We start from the raw sequence: 18,235 nt of genomic DNA, 5'->3' as shown, positions 1-18,235 counted from the left end.
ATACTTGCTCCTAGAAAAATTTCATGTCATAATTTTTATCACAATGTTCTACATTGCACAAAAATTTTCATTTTTGTTTACCTAAACTCTTTTGTTCTCTCGCCATTTGGCTGTGTTGTGTGGTTTCCACTGTGAGACAAAATTTTCTGGAGTGGGTCAAAATATGCCTAATTCTTTTTCTGCTAATTCTAAGCAAAAATGTTTGCGTTCTTTTCGTTCCTGTTTAAAAAAAGGAGAGTGTATTTTATTGGGAGGTTCCACTGGAACTCTTCTCTATGAAAAAGGAATATTTATAAATAAATCCTTTGAAGAAGTAAATCTCTCACAACCAGAACTCGTTTTTCAAATTCATTCAGAATTTATTAATGCGGGCGCTCAAATTATTAGTACAAATACATGGGGAGCTAATTATTATAAATTAAAATCCTTTGGTCTAGAAAAAAAAGCTGAGGAAATAAACTTTAAAGGGGCAGAAATAGCCCGCAAAGCAGCATCAACAAACTGCTGGGTTGCTGGAAGCATAGGACCTCTAGGAGTCAGAATCGAGCCATGGGGACCAACTTCTTTAGATGAAGCAAAAAATACTTTTAAAGAGCAAGCAAATGCATTGATAAATGGTGCTGTTGATTTATTTATTCTTGAAGGATTTCCAGATTTATCCGAAATTCATCAAGCTATTTTAGCAATTAAAGAATTAGGTGATTATCCAATCATTGCTATGATGAGTGTAAATGAAGATGGTAATAGTTTATTTGGTACAGAACCAGCTTGGTTTACACAAAAACTGGATGAATGGGGTGCAGATGTCGTTGGCATAGATGGCGGAAATGGTCCTGCTCCCATGTTAGAAATATTAAAAAAACTCAAACAATCAACACAAAAACCAATTATACTTTATCCAAACGCAGGCCAACCACGGATGGTTGATGGACGCCTCATTTATATGGCAAGCCCTGAATATATGGGAGAATTTGCTCGCCAAGCTTTACTCAGAGGAGCGAGACTTCTTGGTGGTAGTAGTGGAACTTCTCCAGCACACACTAAAATAATGTCTGGAGCCATTCGTCAAGCAAAGGCGTTTGATTTAACCGAGCAAATAAAAAATGTTGAAACAAAAGAAGAAAATAAAATTCATGTTCACATCACAAATGTACCAAGAGTTTTACAAAGTAATTGGGCACAAAAAATAATTGATGGAAAATTTGTTACCAGTGTTGAATTACTTCCTCCAAAGGGATTAGAAATTGAAAAAATTCTTGAACGTGCAAAAATTTGTAAAGAAAATAAAATAGATGCCATAAATATACCAGATGGTCCGAGAGCATCTGCTAGAATGAGTTCATTAGCAACTGCGTGTATTATTGAGCGAGAAATTGGTATTGAAACTGTATTACATTATGCCTGCAGAGATAGAAATCTTCTAGGCATTCAAAGCGATCTTTTAGGTGCTGCAGGGTTAGGTATAAAAAATATTTTATGCATCACTGGCGATCCTCCCAAAATGGGACCTTATCCAAATGCTACAGCTGTTTTTGACATCGATGCTATTGGATTAGTAAATATGGTAACAAGATTAAATTCTGGACTTGACCTAGGTGGTTCCAGTATTGGCAGACCGACTTGCATGAGTGTCGGAGTAGGAGCGAATCCTGTAGCCTCGGACTTGGAGAAAGAAAAATCACGATTTAAATATAAAGTAGAAGCTGGTGCTGAATGGGCAATTACTCAACCTGTTTTTGATTCTGTTTCTTTATTCAAATTTTTAGAATTTTCTTCAAAATTTAAAATACCAATTATAGCAGGAATATGGCCATTAAAAAGTCTACGTAATGCCGAATTTATGGCTAATGAAGTTCCTGGAGTGTATGTCCCAAATGCAATTTTAGATCGCATGCGGAGATGTAAAACTTCAGAAGAACAAATGGATGAAGGAATAGCAATTGCTAAGGAGCTTATTGATGAAATTAAATCATCTGTACAAGGTTTACAAATAAGTGCTCCTTTAGGAAATGTAGAATTTGCACTTCGTTTACTTTAAATTATTTATCATAAAATAGGAAATAGCATGACAAAACCAATCATTTATTTTGTATTGGAAGATATGGAAGTAGAAGCCCCTATTGGAACTACTTTTCAAGAAATTGTTGATTCTTGTGGTGCCGATGTTACTTTTGGATGCAGAACAGGTACTTGTGGAACTTGTCGAATAAAAATTGAAGAAGGAATAGAAAATATCTCAACGATGGAAAGAGAAGAAAAAGATTTCCTTGAATCTATTTCTGCAAATAAAGATGAACGCTTAGGTTGTCAGATAAAAATAAATGGTAATTGCTCAATCAATTATATAGGTTTATGAAATGAAAAAAAAAATTTCTGATTTAATTAAAGAAAAAGTATTAGTACTTGATGGAGCTATGGGTACACAAATTTTTAATTTTAACCCAACTATTGAAGATTATGGTGGGTTAGAATATGATGGTTGTGTAGAATTATTAAACGAAAGAAGAACAAAATGGATTCAAGAAATCCATCATAATTACTTTATAAATGGATCTGATGCAGTCGAAACTAACACATTTGGCTGTAATGAAATTGTGTTAAGTGAATTTAATTTATCACATAGAACTGAAGAATTAAATATTATTGCAGCAAAATTAGCTAGAGAAGTTGCAACTAGCTTTCATGATAATAAATACGTTATTGGCAGTGTAGGACCAGGAACAAAACTGATTTCTCTTTTGCAAATTGATTATCAAACCTTATTTCAAAGTTACAAAAAACAAATGCTAGGCTTAATTAAAGGTGGAGTAGATGCAATATTAATTGAAACTTCACAAGATATTAATCAGGTTAAAGTTGCTATTAGAGCAGCAAAATCTGCTATGAAAGAACTAAACAAAAAAATTCCTATATGGTCTCAAGTTACAATAGAAACTTCTGGCACCATGCTTGTTGGCAGTGATATTCAAACTGCATTAACATCAATCGAAACACTTGAAATCGACGTTTTAGGAATGAATTGTGCAACAGGACCCGATGAAATGCGTCAGCATATTGCTTATTTAGCAGAAGCCTCGCCTTTTGCATTAAGTGTTCTTCCTAATGCTGGTCTTCCACAAAATGTGGGAGGAAAAACTGTTTATCCCCTTGGACCGAAAGATTTTGCTAATAAAGTAAACTTAATGGCTAAAGATTTTTCCTTAAATATTATTGGTGGTTGTTGCGGTACAACTCCAGAACACATTAAAGAACTTGCAAATCTTGCAAGCAGTCTTAATCCTGGTTTTAGAAAAGGAAAATATGAAAAGAGTGTAAGTAGTTTATATAATAGTGTTCCATTAAATTTAGAACCAAAACCTTTGTATGTTGGCGAAAGAACGAATGCAAATGGTTCTAAAAAATTTAAAGAACTATTGGCAATAAATGATTATGATGGCCTTGTGCAAATTGCAAAAAGTCAATTAAAAGAGGGCGCACATATCTTAGATGTTTGCGTGGCTTATGTTTCACGTAACGAAACAGAAGATATGGAAAATTTACTTAAGAAAATTGTAACACAAGTAAATATTCCGATAATGATTGATTCAACAGAATTGCCCGTAATTGAAAAAGCCTTACAAATTGCTCCTGGAAAATGTATAATCAATTCCATTAATTTTGAAGACGGCGAAGAAAAAGCAAGAGAAATTTTAAAATATTGCAAAGAATATGGTGCTGCTGTTGTAGCTCTTACAATAGATGAAGAAGGAATGGCAAAAACCACAGAAAAAAAGCTTGCAATAGCTAAAAGAATTTATAATTTAGTTGTTGATGAATTTCACATTCACCCTGGGGATCTTATATTTGATCCTTTGACTTTTACCCTTGGTAGTGGTGATGAAGAGTTCAGAAAATCTGCAATTGCTACACTGGATGGAATTAAATTAATTAAGGAAAGTTTACCGGGTGTAAAAACTATTCTTGGTCTATCAAATGTAAGTTTTGGCTTAACTCCTTACACAAGACAAATTTTAAATTCATTAATGCTTTATCATGCTGTAAAAAATGGACTAGATTTAGCTATATTAAACGCTTCAAAAATTATTCCTGTTGCAAAAATTGAGCCTGATGTTAGAAATATTTTTGAAGATCTTCTTTTTGATCGCAGAAAAGAAAATTATGATCCATTAAAAGTAATATTGCAAAAATTTTCTGACTTGAAAAAAGATTCATCCTCTGAAAATATAAAACGAAACACTCTTTCTATCGAAGAAAAATTAAAACTAGATATTATAGATGGAGAAAAACAGCTTATTGTTGAAGACTGTAAAGAAGCTTTAAAATCTTATCCTCCCCTCACAATAATTAATGAAATTTTACTTTCCGGAATGAAAATAGTTGGAGAACGTTTTGGTGCAGGAGAAATGCAATTACCTTTCGTCTTAGAAAGTGCTGAGGCGATGAAAGCTGCTGTGAGTGTAATTGAGCCATATATGGAGAAAAAAACAGGCTATAGTAAAGGCAAAATGATCATCGCAACAGTGAAAGGAGATGTCCATGATATTGGTAAAAATTTGGTGGATGTTATTCTGTCGAATAATGGGTTTGAAATTCTAAATTTAGGAATAAAACAACCAATTGAATCTATTCTTGAAAAATATAAAAATTCTGGGGCAAATGCAATTGGTATGAGTGGATTATTAGTTAAATCAACCGCAATTATGAAAGAAAATCTTGAATACATGTCAATGCATGGCTACACTATACCAGTAATCCTTGGAGGTGCGGCATTAACAAGAGAATTCGTCGAAAAAGACTGCCAAGCTGTTTATAAAGGGCAAGTATTTTATGCTTTTGATGCTTTTGAAAGCTTAAAAATAATGGAAAAATTGTCTGAAATTTCTGGTGAACTTACTTTAGAACAGGCAAATGCAATAAGAAAATATGCTCGAGCGCAGGATAATTCCACTCCTTCAGAGCCACAAGAACAGAAAATTAAAATAATAAGAAAAGGATCTCCTTCTATTCAACTAGATGAAAATGGTCAAAGCCCTTGGATTAGAAAAAATGAAAAAATACCAAATCCCCCTTTTTGGGGAACAAAAGTAATAGAAGAAAGTATTAAAAATTTATTTAATTTTATTGATGAATTTGCATTAATTCGTAGCCGCTGGGGATTTACACAAGGTACCAAAAGTGATTTAGATTTCAATCAACTCCTTCAAGAAAAAGCATATCCTTTATTTCATAAATGGAAGACTAAAGTAATTGTTGAAAAAGTTTTTCAACCTAAAGCTATTTACGGATATTTTCCAGTATGTTCTTATCAAAATAAATTATTTGTTTATGAACCTAATGATAAAAATAAATTTAATCCTTCTGACAAAAATAAAATTATTGCTGAATTTGAATTTCCTCGCCAAAGCTCAGGGAAACTTTTATGTATATCAGACTTGTTTAGAAACATAAGAAGTGGTGAATTTGATACTTTAGGAATCCAAATTGTTACTTTAGGTGAAGAGTTTTCTAATCAAACAAAAAAATTATATGATTCTGGTAACGTAACAGATTACTACTATATGCATGGAATTGGAACAGAATTGACCGAGGCTTTCGCTGAATTATTGCATAAAAGAATAAGAACTGAATTGGGAATAGTAAGTAAAGATGCAACAAATATGCGCCAACTTTTTAGCCAAGGATATCAAGGATCACGTTATTCATTTGGTTATCCTGCTTGCCCAAGTATGGAAGGAAATGCAACTTTACTAAATCTTTTAGACTCAAGTAGAATAGGTGTATTTATTTCAGAAGCTTTTCAAATGCATCCTGAGCTAACTACTAGCGCATTAGTAAGTTGGCATCCTCAAGCAAGATATTTTTCAACATAGAAAAATTTTTACATCATAATTAATAATTCATTAAATTTAAATTAATTTTATAATATTTAAATTTTTTTTTAAATTTTAGTTTTTTTTACAAAGATCATGTCGAGTATTATTTAGGAAAAGCTTTTCAGCAATTAAATTTTAGATTTACATTTAAATTATAGAAATACCAAGAGAAGAAGGAAAGTAAACTTTATCTCATTAAAATGAAAAGAAATAAATTAAACTATTTATCTTAATTAAGAACAAATTAAAAATGATTTAATATTAGAGATAACAAGGAATTTCAAACTTATTTTATATTTTTAATTGACACAAGAATAAAATTCGGCTAAATAGTCAATAGATAAAAAATATTTTCATCTCTACTTTTTCCTTGCTGGAGATCCTATGCTTTTGAAAAAAACACCAAATTTTTCTGCCATTCTTTTTTCCTCATTATTTGCATGGACATCATTTGTTCCCAATGCCTTTGCTGCAGAAGTACCTGCTGGTGTTAAACTTTCTTCTAAACAAGTTCTTAATGTAGGAATAGGTGCTGAAGTTCCTTCATTAGATCCACAAAAAGCTCAGGATACTGTCAGTGCACGTGTTTTATACGATCTGTTTGAAGGTCTACTGGTAGAAAATGAAAAAGGAGAAATTAATCCTGGAGTGGCTAACAAGTGGGAAATAAGCAAAGATGGATTAACATATACATTTCATATACGACCTGAAGCTAAATTCTCAGACGGTTCACCAATTACCGCTGATGACGCTGTTTTTTCTGTCCGGCGTTTAGTAGACCCTAAATTAGCCTCCGCTTATGCTGAATTAATTCTGATGATAAAAAATGCACCAGAAATAACTACAGGAAAAAAGAAACCAGAAGAATTAGGGGTTAAAGCCCTAGATAAAAGTACTGTTCAATTCTCTTTAAATAAACCATGTCCCTATTTTTTAAAAATTGTAGCTTTCCAAAATTTATCAATCGTTCAAAAAGCTAATGTAGAAAAATTTGGAGATCAATTTAGTCAACCAGGTAATTTGGTTTCTTCTGGGGCATATAAACTAAAGTATTGGAAAATTGGCGATAAAATAACAACTGAACGCAATAAAATGTATTGGAATAATGCAAAAACTGTTATAGAAAGTGCTAATTATTTTCCAATTTCAGATGTAAATACTGAATTGCAAATGTATCAAACTGGTCAATTAGATATTACATATGATATTCCTTCTGACAAATTTAAAGATCTTAAAAAATCTCTTGGAAAACAACTAAAAGCGAATCCCTTTTTATCAACATATTATGTTTCCTTAAATACAAATGTAGAACCTTTTAAAAATAATGTTAAGTTAAGACAAGCTTTATCTATGGCAGTAGATAGAAAAGTCCTCACTGAAAAAGTAACAGGAAGAGGTGAACTTCCATCATACGACATAGTTCCATTTGGTATGGCCTCTTATAAACAACAGTCCTATAGTTGGGAGAAATTTCCTGCTTCCCAAAGAATAGCTGAGGCACAACGTCTTTATAAAGAAGCTGGTTATTCTAAAGAAAAACCATTAGTGTTAACTTATACGTACAATACAAATGCTCTTCATAAAAAAGTTGCAATTGCATTAGCAGCAATGTGGGAACAAAATCTCGGTTTAAAAATGAATTTAGTAAATCAAGAATGGAAAGTATTTCTCACTGAAAGAAACGAAGGCCGTTTTATAACAGCAAGAGATGGATGGTCAGCTGATTATAATGATCCTAGCACATATTTGGATCTCTTTATTTCACATAATCCGCAAAATAATCCAAAATATAAAAATCCAAAATACGATGAACTCATTCAAAAAGCTTCATTAGAAACAAATCCAACAAAAAGATCTGAAATATTGCAACAAGCTTCATCTGTGATGCTAAATGATTACCCAATTATCTCCTTATACACTTATGTAACAACGCACCTTGTCAAAAATCATGTTGGAGGTTATAGTGGAGAAAATCCTTTGGATCACATGTATACTAAGAACTTCTATATTGTTGATAGTTCCAATTCTGCTATACGATAAAAAAATATAGTTATTCTTTTGTAATTTCATTTTAATTGAAAGATTTTAAGGTAATAAAAATTTAATTTACTTATTTTGAGGCATAGTTAATATGATTTCATATACTATAAAAAGATTTTTAGGCGCATGGCCTACACTAATCATACTTATTACCTTATCTTTTTTTCTTATGCGAATTGCACCAGGCGGCCCTTTTTCGGGAGAAAAAGTATTAAGTCCCGCGGTACAAGCTAATTTAAATGCTAAGTACCATTTAAATGATCCCATATTTATTCAATATCTAGACTATTTATGGTCACTTGCTAAAGGCGACTTTGGACCTTCTTTTAAATATCCGGACTGGACCGTTAATCAACTTATTTATCAAGGATTTCCCGTTTCATTATGGCTAGGTGCCTGGGCAATGTTTATTGCAGTAGTTGTAGGAATACTTGTAGGTTCTTTTGCTGCATTTAAACAAAATACTTTTGTTGATTATCTAGCAACAGGTATGTCTATGACAGGCATTTCTATACCAAGTTTTGTAACAGCTCCAATGTTTACTTTACTATTCGCTGTATTTCTTGGCTGGCTTCCAGCTGGTGGTTGGAATGATGGCTCTTTCCAAAATATGATTCTCCCTGTTACCTCACTTGCTTTACCGCAAATTGCAATTATCAGTAGAATTATGCGAGGGAGTATGATTGAAGTTTTAAAAAGTAATTATATTCGTACTGCAAAAGCTAAAGGAATTCCTACAAGAATAATTTTATTTCGCCATGCTTTAAGACCAGCATTATTACCTGTTATTTCTTATTTAGGACCAGCAACAGCAGGAATAATAACGGGTTCAGTTGTTGTTGAGCAGATATTTAGTTTGCCTGGATTAGGAAGTTATCTTGTTAAAGGAGCACTGAACCGTGATTATACTTTAGTTTTAGGCTCTGTAATTTTAGTAGGAGCTCTCATAATTGCATTTAATTTTATAGTTGATGTTTTATATGCTGTGATAGATCCAAAAATAAAATACTAAAGAGGCTTAGATTTATGACTTCAATACAGAATGTAACAAATGTGAATAAAAAGGCTATCATTCTTGAAAAAATAGTGCAGAAAAAAGAGATCAAAGGAAGAAGCCTTTGGAAAGATGCTTTTCGCCGGTTAACTTTAAATAAAGCAGCAGTTGTTAGTCTTGGTATTCTTTTTATCATTACTTTATTAGTCATCTTTGCTCCTTATTTTTCGCATTATGAGATGCAAGATACTGATTGGAATTCAATTGGATTAGCTCCTGATTTTAGTACCAAACATTTTTTTGGGACAGATGATTTAGGGAGAGATGTTTTTTCAAGAACTCTTTACGGTGGAAGAATGTCTCTGTTAATCGGTATTATTTCCAGTATTGTCAGTGTAGTTATTGGTATTGCTTATGGAGCAACAGCTGGTTTTTTAGGTGGAAAAATTGATGGCTTTATGATGCGTGTTGTAGATATCATATATTCACTTCCATTTATGTTTTTTGTAATCTTATTAATGACTTTTTTTGGCAGAAATATCTTTCTTATTTTTATTGCAATAGGTGCTGTAAATTGGCTTGATATGGCTCGTATAGTTAGAGGACAAACACTTTCCTTAAAAGGAAAAGAATTTATTGAAGCGGCTCATGCAAGCGGAGTTAGTTCACCTATTATAATTTTACGACATATTGTTCCTAATGTTTTAGGAATTGTAATTGTTTATGTTACTTTAACAATTCCTCAAGTAATTCTTACAGAATCATTTTTAAGCTTTCTAGGACTTGGAGTGCAAGAACCTGCTACGAGCTGGGGAGTTTTAATTAATGATGGTGCTCAAAATGTGACAGTTGCTTGGTGGAGATTAGTTTTTCCAGCTGCCTTTCTAGTTGTTACTTTATTTTGCTTCAATTTTATTGGTGATGGACTCAGAGATGCTCTCGATCCTAAAGACCGTTAAAAAAGGAATTATCCGATGACTTTATTAAGCGTTAACGATCTCAATATCTCTTTTTCCACGCATGACGGCAATGTAAAAGCCGTAAATGGAATTAGTTTTTCTTTAAATTCAAGTGAAGCATTAGGAATTGTAGGTGAATCTGGTTCAGGAAAAAGCCAACTTGTTTTAGGAATTATGGGATTACTTGCTCAAAATGGTAAAACTACTGGAAGTGTAAAATTTAATGATAATGAATTAATTGGCTTAAATCAACAGCAACTTAACAAGATCAGAGGCGATAAAATATCCATGATCTTCCAAGATCCCATGACATCTTTAAATCCTTATTTAAAAATATCTACACAAATGACAGAAGTTTTAATGTTTCATAAGAACATGTCACAACAGGAAGCTAAACAAGAATCTATAAAAATGCTTGATTTAGTTAAAATTCCAGATGCGAAAAACCGTATCGACATGTATCCGCACGAATTTTCGGGAGGTATGCGCCAACGGGTTATGATTGCAATGAGCCTACTTTGCAAGCCAGATTTGTTGATTGCTGATGAACCTACAACCGCTTTAGATGTTACAGTTCAAGCGCAAATTGTTGCTCTTTTAAGAGATCTAAAAAAAGATTTAGGTACTGCTATTATTATTATTACTCACGACTTGGGTGTTGTAGCAGGTATTTGCGATAATGTGATGGTTATGTATGCAGGAAGAACGATGGAATATGGCTCTGTTGAGCATATTTTTTATCAACCTCAACATCCCTATACTCAAGGCCTTTTAAAATCAATTCCAAAATTAAATGATGAATCTTATGGAGATTTACCTACAATTCCAGGAAATCCTCCTAGTTTATTAAACTTACCATCTGGATGCGCTTTTCATGAACGTTGCCAATATGCAACTGAAAAATGTGGAAAAACGCCTCCTCCTTTAGTTGCTATTAATCAGAAAACGAAAAAGGCTTGCTATAAGGAATTCTTAGCATGAATCAAAAAATTCTTTCGGTTGAAAACTTAAAAGTTTATTTTCCAGTCCAAAAAAAAGGTTCATGGTTTAAAAAAGTAACATTAAAAGCTGTAGATGGTGTCAGTTTCGATCTCCACGCCGGTGAAACATTGGGTGTTGTTGGTGAATCTGGTTGTGGAAAATCAACATTAGCTAGAGCCATTATGCGTTTATTACCTGCAACAGAAGGTAAAGTTACTTTATTAGAAAAAAATTTATTAGAACTTGATAAAAATGAAATGCGTGAAGCTCGTAAAGATATTCAAATGATATTTCAAGATCCTTTAGCCTCTTTAAATCCAAGAATGACTGCTGGACAAATTATTGCTGAACCTTTAAAAACTTTTTTCCCAAAAATGTCTAATATAGAAATAAAAGAAAAAGTAACAAGTTTAATGGATCTTGTAGGACTTATTCCAGAACATATCAATCGCTATCCACATGAATTTTCAGGTGGACAATGCCAAAGAATTGGAATTGCAAGAGCATTAATACTAAATCCAAAAATAATAGTTTGCGATGAACCTGTTAGTGCACTAGATGTATCTATTCAAGCGCAAATTGTTAATTTATTAAAAAAATTACAACGTGAATTAGGATTAACTTTAGTATTTATTGCACATGATCTCAGTGTTGTTAAACACATCAGTGATAGAATTATGGTTATGTATTTAGGTAAACCTGTTGAAATTGGAACAAGGGAACAAATTTATAAATCTCCTCAACATCCTTATACAAAAGCTTTATTATCTTCAGTGCCTATACCCGATCCTGAACTAGAAAAGAATAAAGTAATACAAATTTTACAGGGCGATTTGCCTTCCCCAATATATCCACCAAGTGGATGTCGCTTTCGAACACGCTGCCCTTTAGCACAAAGTAAATGTGCAAGTATTATTCCAGAATTAAAAGAAGTTAATACTGGAGCAAAAGCAAGCTGCTTGTTATTAAATTAATATTTATCAAATTTTATTATTTTGAAACATAAAAAATTTATTCGATTATTTTTTTATTATTTATTTTTAATTGCTTTTAAAGAAACAGGCGCTTGAACTGTAGGAAAAACAAGGACTTCATCTATATTTACGTGGAAAGGTTCTTTTGCTGTTTTAACTATTATTCTTGCTATATCTTTTGCTTCTAAACAATCAACATGTGCATATACATTCTCAGCGGTAGATTTGTCACCTTTAAATCGTACCAGACTAAAATCGGTGCGCACCATACCTGGAGATATTAAAGAAACTCTGACATTTTTTTCATGCAATTCTTGGCGTAATGCTTCTGAAAAAGCTTTTACAGCAGATTTTGTAGCACAATAAACTGCACCACCTGGATAGCTATAATGTCCGGCAACGCTTCCTAAATTTATAATGTGTCCACCCCCAAGTTTAACCATATTCTTTGCTGCTACAGAGCATAATTTAAATAAAGCTGTGATATTTGTATTCACCATAATTTCAATATCTTCTTCATTACTATTTTCTACTAAATCTCTAGTTAGTGCTAAACCTGCATTATTAATAAAAAGATCGCAATTAAAAACATTTTCATTTGTTAACTTTTCTAGAAGATTTTTTTCTTGGAGATCTATTTGCAAGTTTTTAATAGATACTTTAGGAAACAATTCATTTAATTCTTTTTTTAATAAATCCAATTTATCTATTCTTCTGGCGATTAAAATTAAATTCATTCCTTCTCTTGCAAGCCAACAAGCTGTTGCCAAACCAATTCCTGAACTCGCACCGGTTATTACAGCTGTTTTTCCAATTAAATTTATTTCGTCACTATTGTTAAATATTTCTTTTGTTAATTGCATATAACTTTAACCTTCCTTTGGATATTGAACGACTATTTTTGAACCATCAATTGGACTAACAAATTGCCAGCAATTATTTTCCAATTCTAATACCGAAGAACTATTCAATGATATTTTTCCTTTTCCGCCAGGAATATCAAGAATAAATTCAGGTATGCAAATACCTGAAATAAATCCTCTCAAACTATTGTATAAATTTATAGCTTTTTTTAATGGGACTCGAAAATGATCTGTTCCTTTAGCTAAATCTAAATAATGTAAATAGTAAGGCTTGATTCCATTTTCTGTAGCAATTTTTAAAAGTTTAACTAATTTTTCTTGATTATCATTAATATCTTTTAATAAAACTGACTGCATTAATAAAGAAAATCCCTCTTCACGTAATTTCTTTACAGCATAAATAGATTCATAATTAAATTCAAGATGTGAATTAATATGGATAACAAAAACAATTTGTTTCTTTATACTTTTTAAAATTTTTATTAAACTATCATTAATTCTTGCTGGTAATACAGAAGGTATTCTTGTATGAAATCTAATTATTTTAACATGACTTATTTTGTCTAAATCTTCCAAAACATTTTTTAATTTTTGATCCGTTAAAGTGAGAGGATCTCCACCAGTTAATATAACTTCCCAAATGTCTTTATTACTCTCAATATATTTAATTGCTTTACAATATTCATCTGTTGTTAAGTTAAAGTCTGAATCAGATACCTTATAACGTCTAAAACAAAAACGACAATAAGATGCACACATATATGTTAACTTTAAAAGCACTCTATCTGGATATCTATGAGTAATTCCAGTGACAGGAGTCCAACGTTCATCTCCTATTGGATCTTCAAGTTCTTCAGGAAGAAAATTGAGTTCATTTCCAGAAGGGACAAATTGTTTTTTTATTTCAATAATATTTTTCTCAATATCTTCTAAAAATATATTTGGCACTCTAATATCAAAATTATCTTTGGCCAATTCAATTTCTTTAACTTCATTTGTTGCGATAAATTGTCTTTGCAAAAGCTGCTCTGAAGTTATAAGACCTTTTGCTAAATCTTTTGCCCAATTTTTTTCAATAGATTTCATATTTTTAAAGAACCAACTATTTTACCTAATTTTTGATTACTTACTGTACTGCTTTGTTTCGTTCTAACAAAACTTAATGTAACATTTCCAGTTGAAATTAAGGATACATCTTGTGACATATCATGCGGTTCATAGCGAGATAGTCCGCCAATTAAATAAACCCCTATATTTTTTTTGGATTGTACGGATAACTCTTCGATATGTGGTACATACAAAGACTCTCCACCACATTCAGCTATACAAATTTGCACAGCTTTCTGTGGAACATTAATATTTAGCACTTCTAATCTAGGCCAATCTAGAGTTTTGGCATTTTCAAGAACTTGCCCTACTATTTTTGCTGCTTGCAGGAATAAGCCTTCTTGCTGCTCTCCCTTTAATCCCTCAATATCAGCCGAAACCGCTATAGCTTTGTAACCCATCAATGCTGCTTCAGTGGCAGCTCCTACAGTACCGCTGTAATTCACGTCAATTCCAACATTCAAACCATGATTAATACCAGAAATAACAAAATCTGGAGGATTTTCCTTTAACAACTTGCTTAAACCCAAAGCAACACAATCAGCTGGTGTCCCATCGACTGCGTATTCATTTGATGAAATTTCTGTTATTTTAACAGGTTGGTAGAATGTCATAGCATGGGACTGCGCACTACGTTCGCCATTCGGAGCAACTACTGTTATTTTGTGGCCTAAAGAATTTAAATATTTTGCTAAAATTTGAATTCCTTTTGCTTTATAGCCATCATCATTACAAAGGAGTAAATGCATAGTGAAACGTCCTTCTTATCCATGGTTTAAAATACTGATCTGGCTTTTTGCTTGCTTTCAAGCAATGAGCGCTCACTCTATTTCATTTCAAAATTCTGAGCATTTATCAATAGAAAATCTGAAGAAATTCATGGATTGGTTTACTTATTCACCTCATCCTATGGGTAGTAAAGAGCAAGTTAAAATTGCGAATGATTTGCATGCAACCTTAAAGAAAATGAACTTAAAAGTTAGTGAAATGAAATTTGATGTTGATGTTCCAAATCTTGATTCCTCAAAATTTGGGGGAAAAGTTGCGATGGCAACTCTGACTAAAAAAGTAACTGGAATAAATATCATTGCTACGAAAAAAGGAACTGATAATTGCAGTATCATTTTAGGTGGACACTATGACACAAAATATTTTTCCCAATTTAAATTTGTTGGAGCAAATGATGGCGGGTCTTCTACGGTACTTCTTTTAGAATTAGCAAGAATATTACAAAAAACAAAAGCAAAAAAAGAATCTTATTTACAAAAATGTGATATTCATTTTATTTTTTTTGATGGAGAAGAAGCTTTTTTAAACGACTGGAATGATGGATTAAATTACTTGGGAATTCAAGATAATACTTACGGATCAAAAGAATTCGTAAAAAAACAAGTAAAAAACAAAAACGGAATAAAATTTTATGCCAATAAAAAGATTAATCTTGTAATTATTTTAGATATGGTTGGACATAAAAACCAAAAATTATTCTTTACGAAAGGTTCAGATACAAAATATGCTGATACATTTATTCAGCATGCAAAAGATTTAGACATTTCAAATTTTCCTTATCAAATAGAGGATGATCATATCTCTTTTGCACAAGAAGGAATACCATTTCTTCACATAATAGATTGGAAAAATCTTGATGAATGGCACACTAGTAATGATACAATAGATATTATTTCTTTTGAGAAAATAAAAAATTTAGGTAATTCAATAAAATATTTTTTAATGTCAGAAAGGAAGTAGCAAAATGGAAACAAACCATTTTTCAGAAAAAATAGCTCTTTTTTTAGGTGGTGGCCAATCTGGAAAAAGTTTTTTTGCCGAAAAATGCGCGAAAAAATGGGATAAAGTTTTGTTTTATGCTACTGGTGGACAAATTGAAAATTCCCCTGAATGGAATTTAAGAATAAAAAAACATAAAGATAGAAGACCAGAACATTGGTCAACAGTTGAATATCCAATTGGATTAGAAGAAGTTATAAAAATTTGTGAGCAAGAAAATTTTGATGTGTTATTAATTGATTGCTTAACTTTATGGATGGGATGGCAAATATCTCAAAATATTCAAAACTATTCACAGCTGCAATTACTGAAACATTTAGAAACAGAATCTCTATATTTTATAAAGCAGTTATCAACTCTCAATTGTCCCATACTTGTTGTTTCTAATGAAGTAGGAGAAGGTGTTATTCCTGGGAACGAAAGTGGGCGTATTTTTCGTGAAGCCCTAGGAGCAATGAACCTTGCTTTAGCAGAAAAAGCACAATGTGTAACATTTAGTGTTGCTGGTCAAACTTTGTTGCTAAAATCTCCCAATTTAGTATTAAATAATGGCTTTGCTTCTATAGGACTGGTAAATGAAGATTATATTTACTCCGAGTTAAAAAAGAAGTAAATTCAGGAGATAATATGAATTTAAATAAACAAGAAAATAATCAATTAGTACTGAGCGAAAAATCTGTTAAAATACAAAAAATGTTTGATAAAATATCAAATAAATATGATTTTCTCAATAGACTTTTATCAGCAGGACAAGATACAAAATGGCGAAATAAAATGATATGTTCTTTTCCAAAATGTCATTCAGGTATTTTATATGATGTGGCCTGTGGCACCGGAGATGTTGTTTTTCAAGCAATTGACAAAAGAATAGACTTTAAAACATTTTATGGTTTTGATATTTCTGCAGGTATGTTGGAACAAGCAAAAATAAGATCTAGAAAAAATAATATTAATAGCCATATAAATTTTATTCAAGCTTCTGCTGAGTCCTTACCCGTAGAAAATAATTCTGCTGACTGTCTAACAATTTCCTTTGGTTTTCGTAACGTAGATAATAGAGAAATAGCATTAAATGAATTTAACAGAGTTCTAAAAACTTCTGGTACTTTATTTATTTTAGAATTTTTCCCTGCAGATAATACTTTATTTGCTAAATTGTTTGATTTTTATTTTAAGAAAATTTTACCAAAAATTGGTGGAATTTTTTCAGACAGATCAGCATATGAGTATTTACCTAATAGTGTTTCAACAATGCCTTCAGCTGAAAATTTTAGAAAAATGCTGACCGATGCTGGCTTTGAGTCCATTGAACAAACAAAATGGTTAGGTGGTGCGACAAGACTTTTCAAAGCGACTAAAAAAAGTTAAAAGAACTCTGTCTTCTTGTTTTATAATACAAAAACAAGCATGATCCTTTTACATGTTATTCTGTTATTAAGTTATTGTTGTTTCTTTATTAGGGGAGTTTTAATATGCTAAAAAGACCTAAGATTACTGTTGTTGGTTCGGGTGGAAATGTTGGAGCTGCGGTTGTTCAATGGTGTGCACAGAAAGAACTTGGAGACCTTGTTTTAATTGATTTAAAACCCAATGTGGCACAAGGTAGAGCTTTAGATTTAGCACAAGGCGGTGCATTTGCAGGTTTTAATGCGTCCTTTACTGCAACAGATGATTCTTCTTTTATGCAAGATTCTGACATTGTAGTTGTTACGGCAGGAGTTCCACGCAAACCAGGACAAACAAGAGAAGAACTCGTTGGTATCAACGCTGGAATTGTAAAATCAGTTTGTGAAAATGTAAAAAAATATGCTCCAAATTGTGTGTTAATTTTAGTTTCAAATCCTCTTGATGCTATGCTGACTGTGGCACAAAAAGTAACAAACTTCCCTCGCGAAAGAGTTATTGGAATGTCTGGTGTATTAGATTCATCTCGTTTTAGAAGTAATATTTCTCGTGCACTTAATGTTCATATTAAAGATGTTTCTGCTATCGTAATTGGCGCGCATACAGATAAGGATATGGTACCTGTAACTAGCACTGCAACAGTTGGTGGTGTACCTTTAAATAAATTATTAACTGCAGATCAAATTTCTGATATTGTAAGTCGCACAAAACGTGGTGGTGCTGAGTTAACAGAACTTATTGGTACTTCAGCATGGGTCGCTCCAGGTTTTGGTGTAACAGCTATGATCGAAAGTATAGTATTAAATCAAGGAAGAATTCTCCCATGTTCTGTCGAACTAAAAGGTGAATATGGAATTTCTGAAGGTGCTTGTTTATGTGTACCTGTTAAGTTAACAAATAAAGGTGCTGAAAAAGTATTTGAAATTGATCTTTCTCCAGAAGAAAATGCTGCATTAAAAGCAGCCCACACAGCTTACCTAGAAGTTAGAAAAATAGCTTTAAATAGTATTAATTAATACTTTATTGGGGTAGTAAAATAATTTGTTACCCCAAATGTAAATATTTAAATATATAACGAGTTATTTATAAATAGCTAAAAATAAAAACAAGTTATTTTTTCTCTAATGAATTCCGTAAAATTTTCTATTAAAAGATTGACAATAAAAAAAAGAAACCCATATTATGATGCGATGTTAGGAAACTTGAATGAGTTAAAAGAGAGATTAATTTTTCCTTTTTTTCGTTCAAATAT

Annotated in this window: 15 protein-coding genes; 12 read left to right on the top strand and 3 right to left on the bottom strand. The window is 31.9% G+C overall.

The features are described from left to right. Positions 1 to 163: 163 nt before the first annotated feature. The 8 genes from GOY08_RS03475 (at position 164) to oppF (ending at position 11,821) form a co-directional block, all read left to right on the top strand. Positions 164 to 2,038, top strand: coding sequence for a bifunctional homocysteine S-methyltransferase/methylenetetrahydrofolate reductase (locus GOY08_RS03475; RefSeq protein WP_158997189.1), 1,875 nt, complete (start codon positions 164 to 166; stop codon positions 2,036 to 2,038). A 27-nt stretch (positions 2,039 to 2,065) separates the two neighbouring features. Then, the gene (locus tag GOY08_RS03470) at positions 2,066 to 2,356 is read left to right on the top strand and encodes a 2Fe-2S iron-sulfur cluster-binding protein (RefSeq protein ID WP_158997187.1); all 291 of its coding nucleotides are present in this window, start codon (positions 2,066 to 2,068) and stop codon (positions 2,354 to 2,356) included. A 1-nt stretch (position 2,357) separates the two neighbouring features. Next, on the top strand, positions 2,358 to 5,870 hold the full coding sequence (metH, locus tag GOY08_RS03465) for a methionine synthase (protein WP_158997185.1): 3,513 nt from the start codon (positions 2,358 to 2,360) through the stop codon (positions 5,868 to 5,870). A 387-nt stretch (positions 5,871 to 6,257) separates the two neighbouring features. After that, the gene (locus tag GOY08_RS03460; RefSeq protein WP_158997183.1) at positions 6,258 to 7,913 is read left to right on the top strand and encodes a peptide ABC transporter substrate-binding protein; all 1,656 of its coding nucleotides are present in this window, start codon (positions 6,258 to 6,260) and stop codon (positions 7,911 to 7,913) included. A 91-nt stretch (positions 7,914 to 8,004) separates the two neighbouring features. Next, entirely contained in the window at positions 8,005 to 8,925 is a 921-nt protein-coding gene (gene oppB, locus GOY08_RS03455; RefSeq protein WP_158997181.1) for an oligopeptide ABC transporter permease OppB, read from the top strand. A 14-nt stretch (positions 8,926 to 8,939) separates the two neighbouring features. Further along, positions 8,940 to 9,866, top strand: a complete 927-nt coding sequence (oppC, locus tag GOY08_RS03450) for an oligopeptide ABC transporter permease OppC (RefSeq protein ID WP_158997179.1) — start codon at positions 8,940 to 8,942, stop codon at positions 9,864 to 9,866. Between the two features lie 15 nt (positions 9,867 to 9,881). After that, entirely contained in the window at positions 9,882 to 10,847 is a 966-nt protein-coding gene (locus GOY08_RS03445; protein ID WP_158997177.1) for an oligopeptide/dipeptide ABC transporter ATP-binding protein, read from the top strand. Beyond that, positions 10,844 to 11,821, top strand: coding sequence for a murein tripeptide/oligopeptide ABC transporter ATP binding protein OppF (gene oppF / locus GOY08_RS03440; RefSeq protein ID WP_158997175.1), 978 nt, complete (start codon positions 10,844 to 10,846; stop codon positions 11,819 to 11,821). The genes GOY08_RS03445 and oppF overlap by 4 nt, the downstream gene beginning before the upstream one ends. A 56-nt stretch (positions 11,822 to 11,877) precedes the next feature. Here the strand turns inward: oppF and GOY08_RS03435 are convergent, their stop codons facing one another. The 3 genes from GOY08_RS03435 to surE are packed head-to-tail and all read right to left on the bottom strand — an operon-like array spanning position 11,878 to position 14,540. Next, positions 11,878 to 12,684: an SDR family NAD(P)-dependent oxidoreductase gene (locus GOY08_RS03435; protein WP_158997173.1), complete on the bottom strand. Its 807-nt coding sequence runs from the start codon at positions 12,682 to 12,684 to the stop codon at positions 11,878 to 11,880. A gap of 6 nt (positions 12,685 to 12,690) precedes the next feature. Beyond that, complete coding sequence (locus GOY08_RS03430) at positions 12,691 to 13,770, bottom strand: KamA family radical SAM protein (protein WP_158997171.1); 1,080 nt, start codon at positions 13,768 to 13,770, stop codon at positions 12,691 to 12,693. Then, complete coding sequence (gene surE / locus GOY08_RS03425) at positions 13,767 to 14,540, bottom strand: 5'/3'-nucleotidase SurE (RefSeq protein ID WP_158997170.1); 774 nt, start codon at positions 14,538 to 14,540, stop codon at positions 13,767 to 13,769. The genes GOY08_RS03430 and surE overlap by 4 nt, the downstream gene beginning before the upstream one ends. Position 14,541: 1 nt before the next feature. On the opposite strand from surE, the gene GOY08_RS03420 reads away from it, so the two are divergent. The 4 genes from GOY08_RS03420 (at position 14,542) to GOY08_RS03405 (ending at position 17,999) form a co-directional block, all read left to right on the top strand. Next, positions 14,542 to 15,540: a M28 family metallopeptidase gene (locus GOY08_RS03420; RefSeq protein ID WP_158997169.1), complete on the top strand. Its 999-nt coding sequence runs from the start codon at positions 14,542 to 14,544 to the stop codon at positions 15,538 to 15,540. Between the two features lie 4 nt (positions 15,541 to 15,544). Then, positions 15,545 to 16,192 (top strand): bifunctional adenosylcobinamide kinase/adenosylcobinamide-phosphate guanylyltransferase, encoded by a 648-nt coding sequence (locus GOY08_RS03415; protein ID WP_158997167.1) that lies wholly within the window; start codon positions 15,545 to 15,547, stop codon positions 16,190 to 16,192. Between the two features lie 14 nt (positions 16,193 to 16,206). Then, positions 16,207 to 16,947: a bifunctional demethylmenaquinone methyltransferase/2-methoxy-6-polyprenyl-1,4-benzoquinol methylase UbiE gene (gene ubiE, locus GOY08_RS03410; protein ID WP_158997165.1), complete on the top strand. Its 741-nt coding sequence runs from the start codon at positions 16,207 to 16,209 to the stop codon at positions 16,945 to 16,947. 104 nt (positions 16,948 to 17,051) lie between these two features. Continuing rightward, positions 17,052 to 17,999, top strand: coding sequence for a malate dehydrogenase (locus GOY08_RS03405; protein WP_158997163.1), 948 nt, complete (start codon positions 17,052 to 17,054; stop codon positions 17,997 to 17,999). Positions 18,000 to 18,235 lie beyond the last annotated feature (236 nt).

The sequence above is a fragment of the Pigmentibacter ruber genome (assembly GCF_009792895.1).
Taxonomy (GTDB): Bacteria; Bdellovibrionota_B; Oligoflexia; order Silvanigrellales; family Silvanigrellaceae; genus Silvanigrella; species Silvanigrella rubra.
Note: the sequence above shows the minus strand (reverse complement) of the source record. Positions and strands in the feature narration are given on the sequence as shown.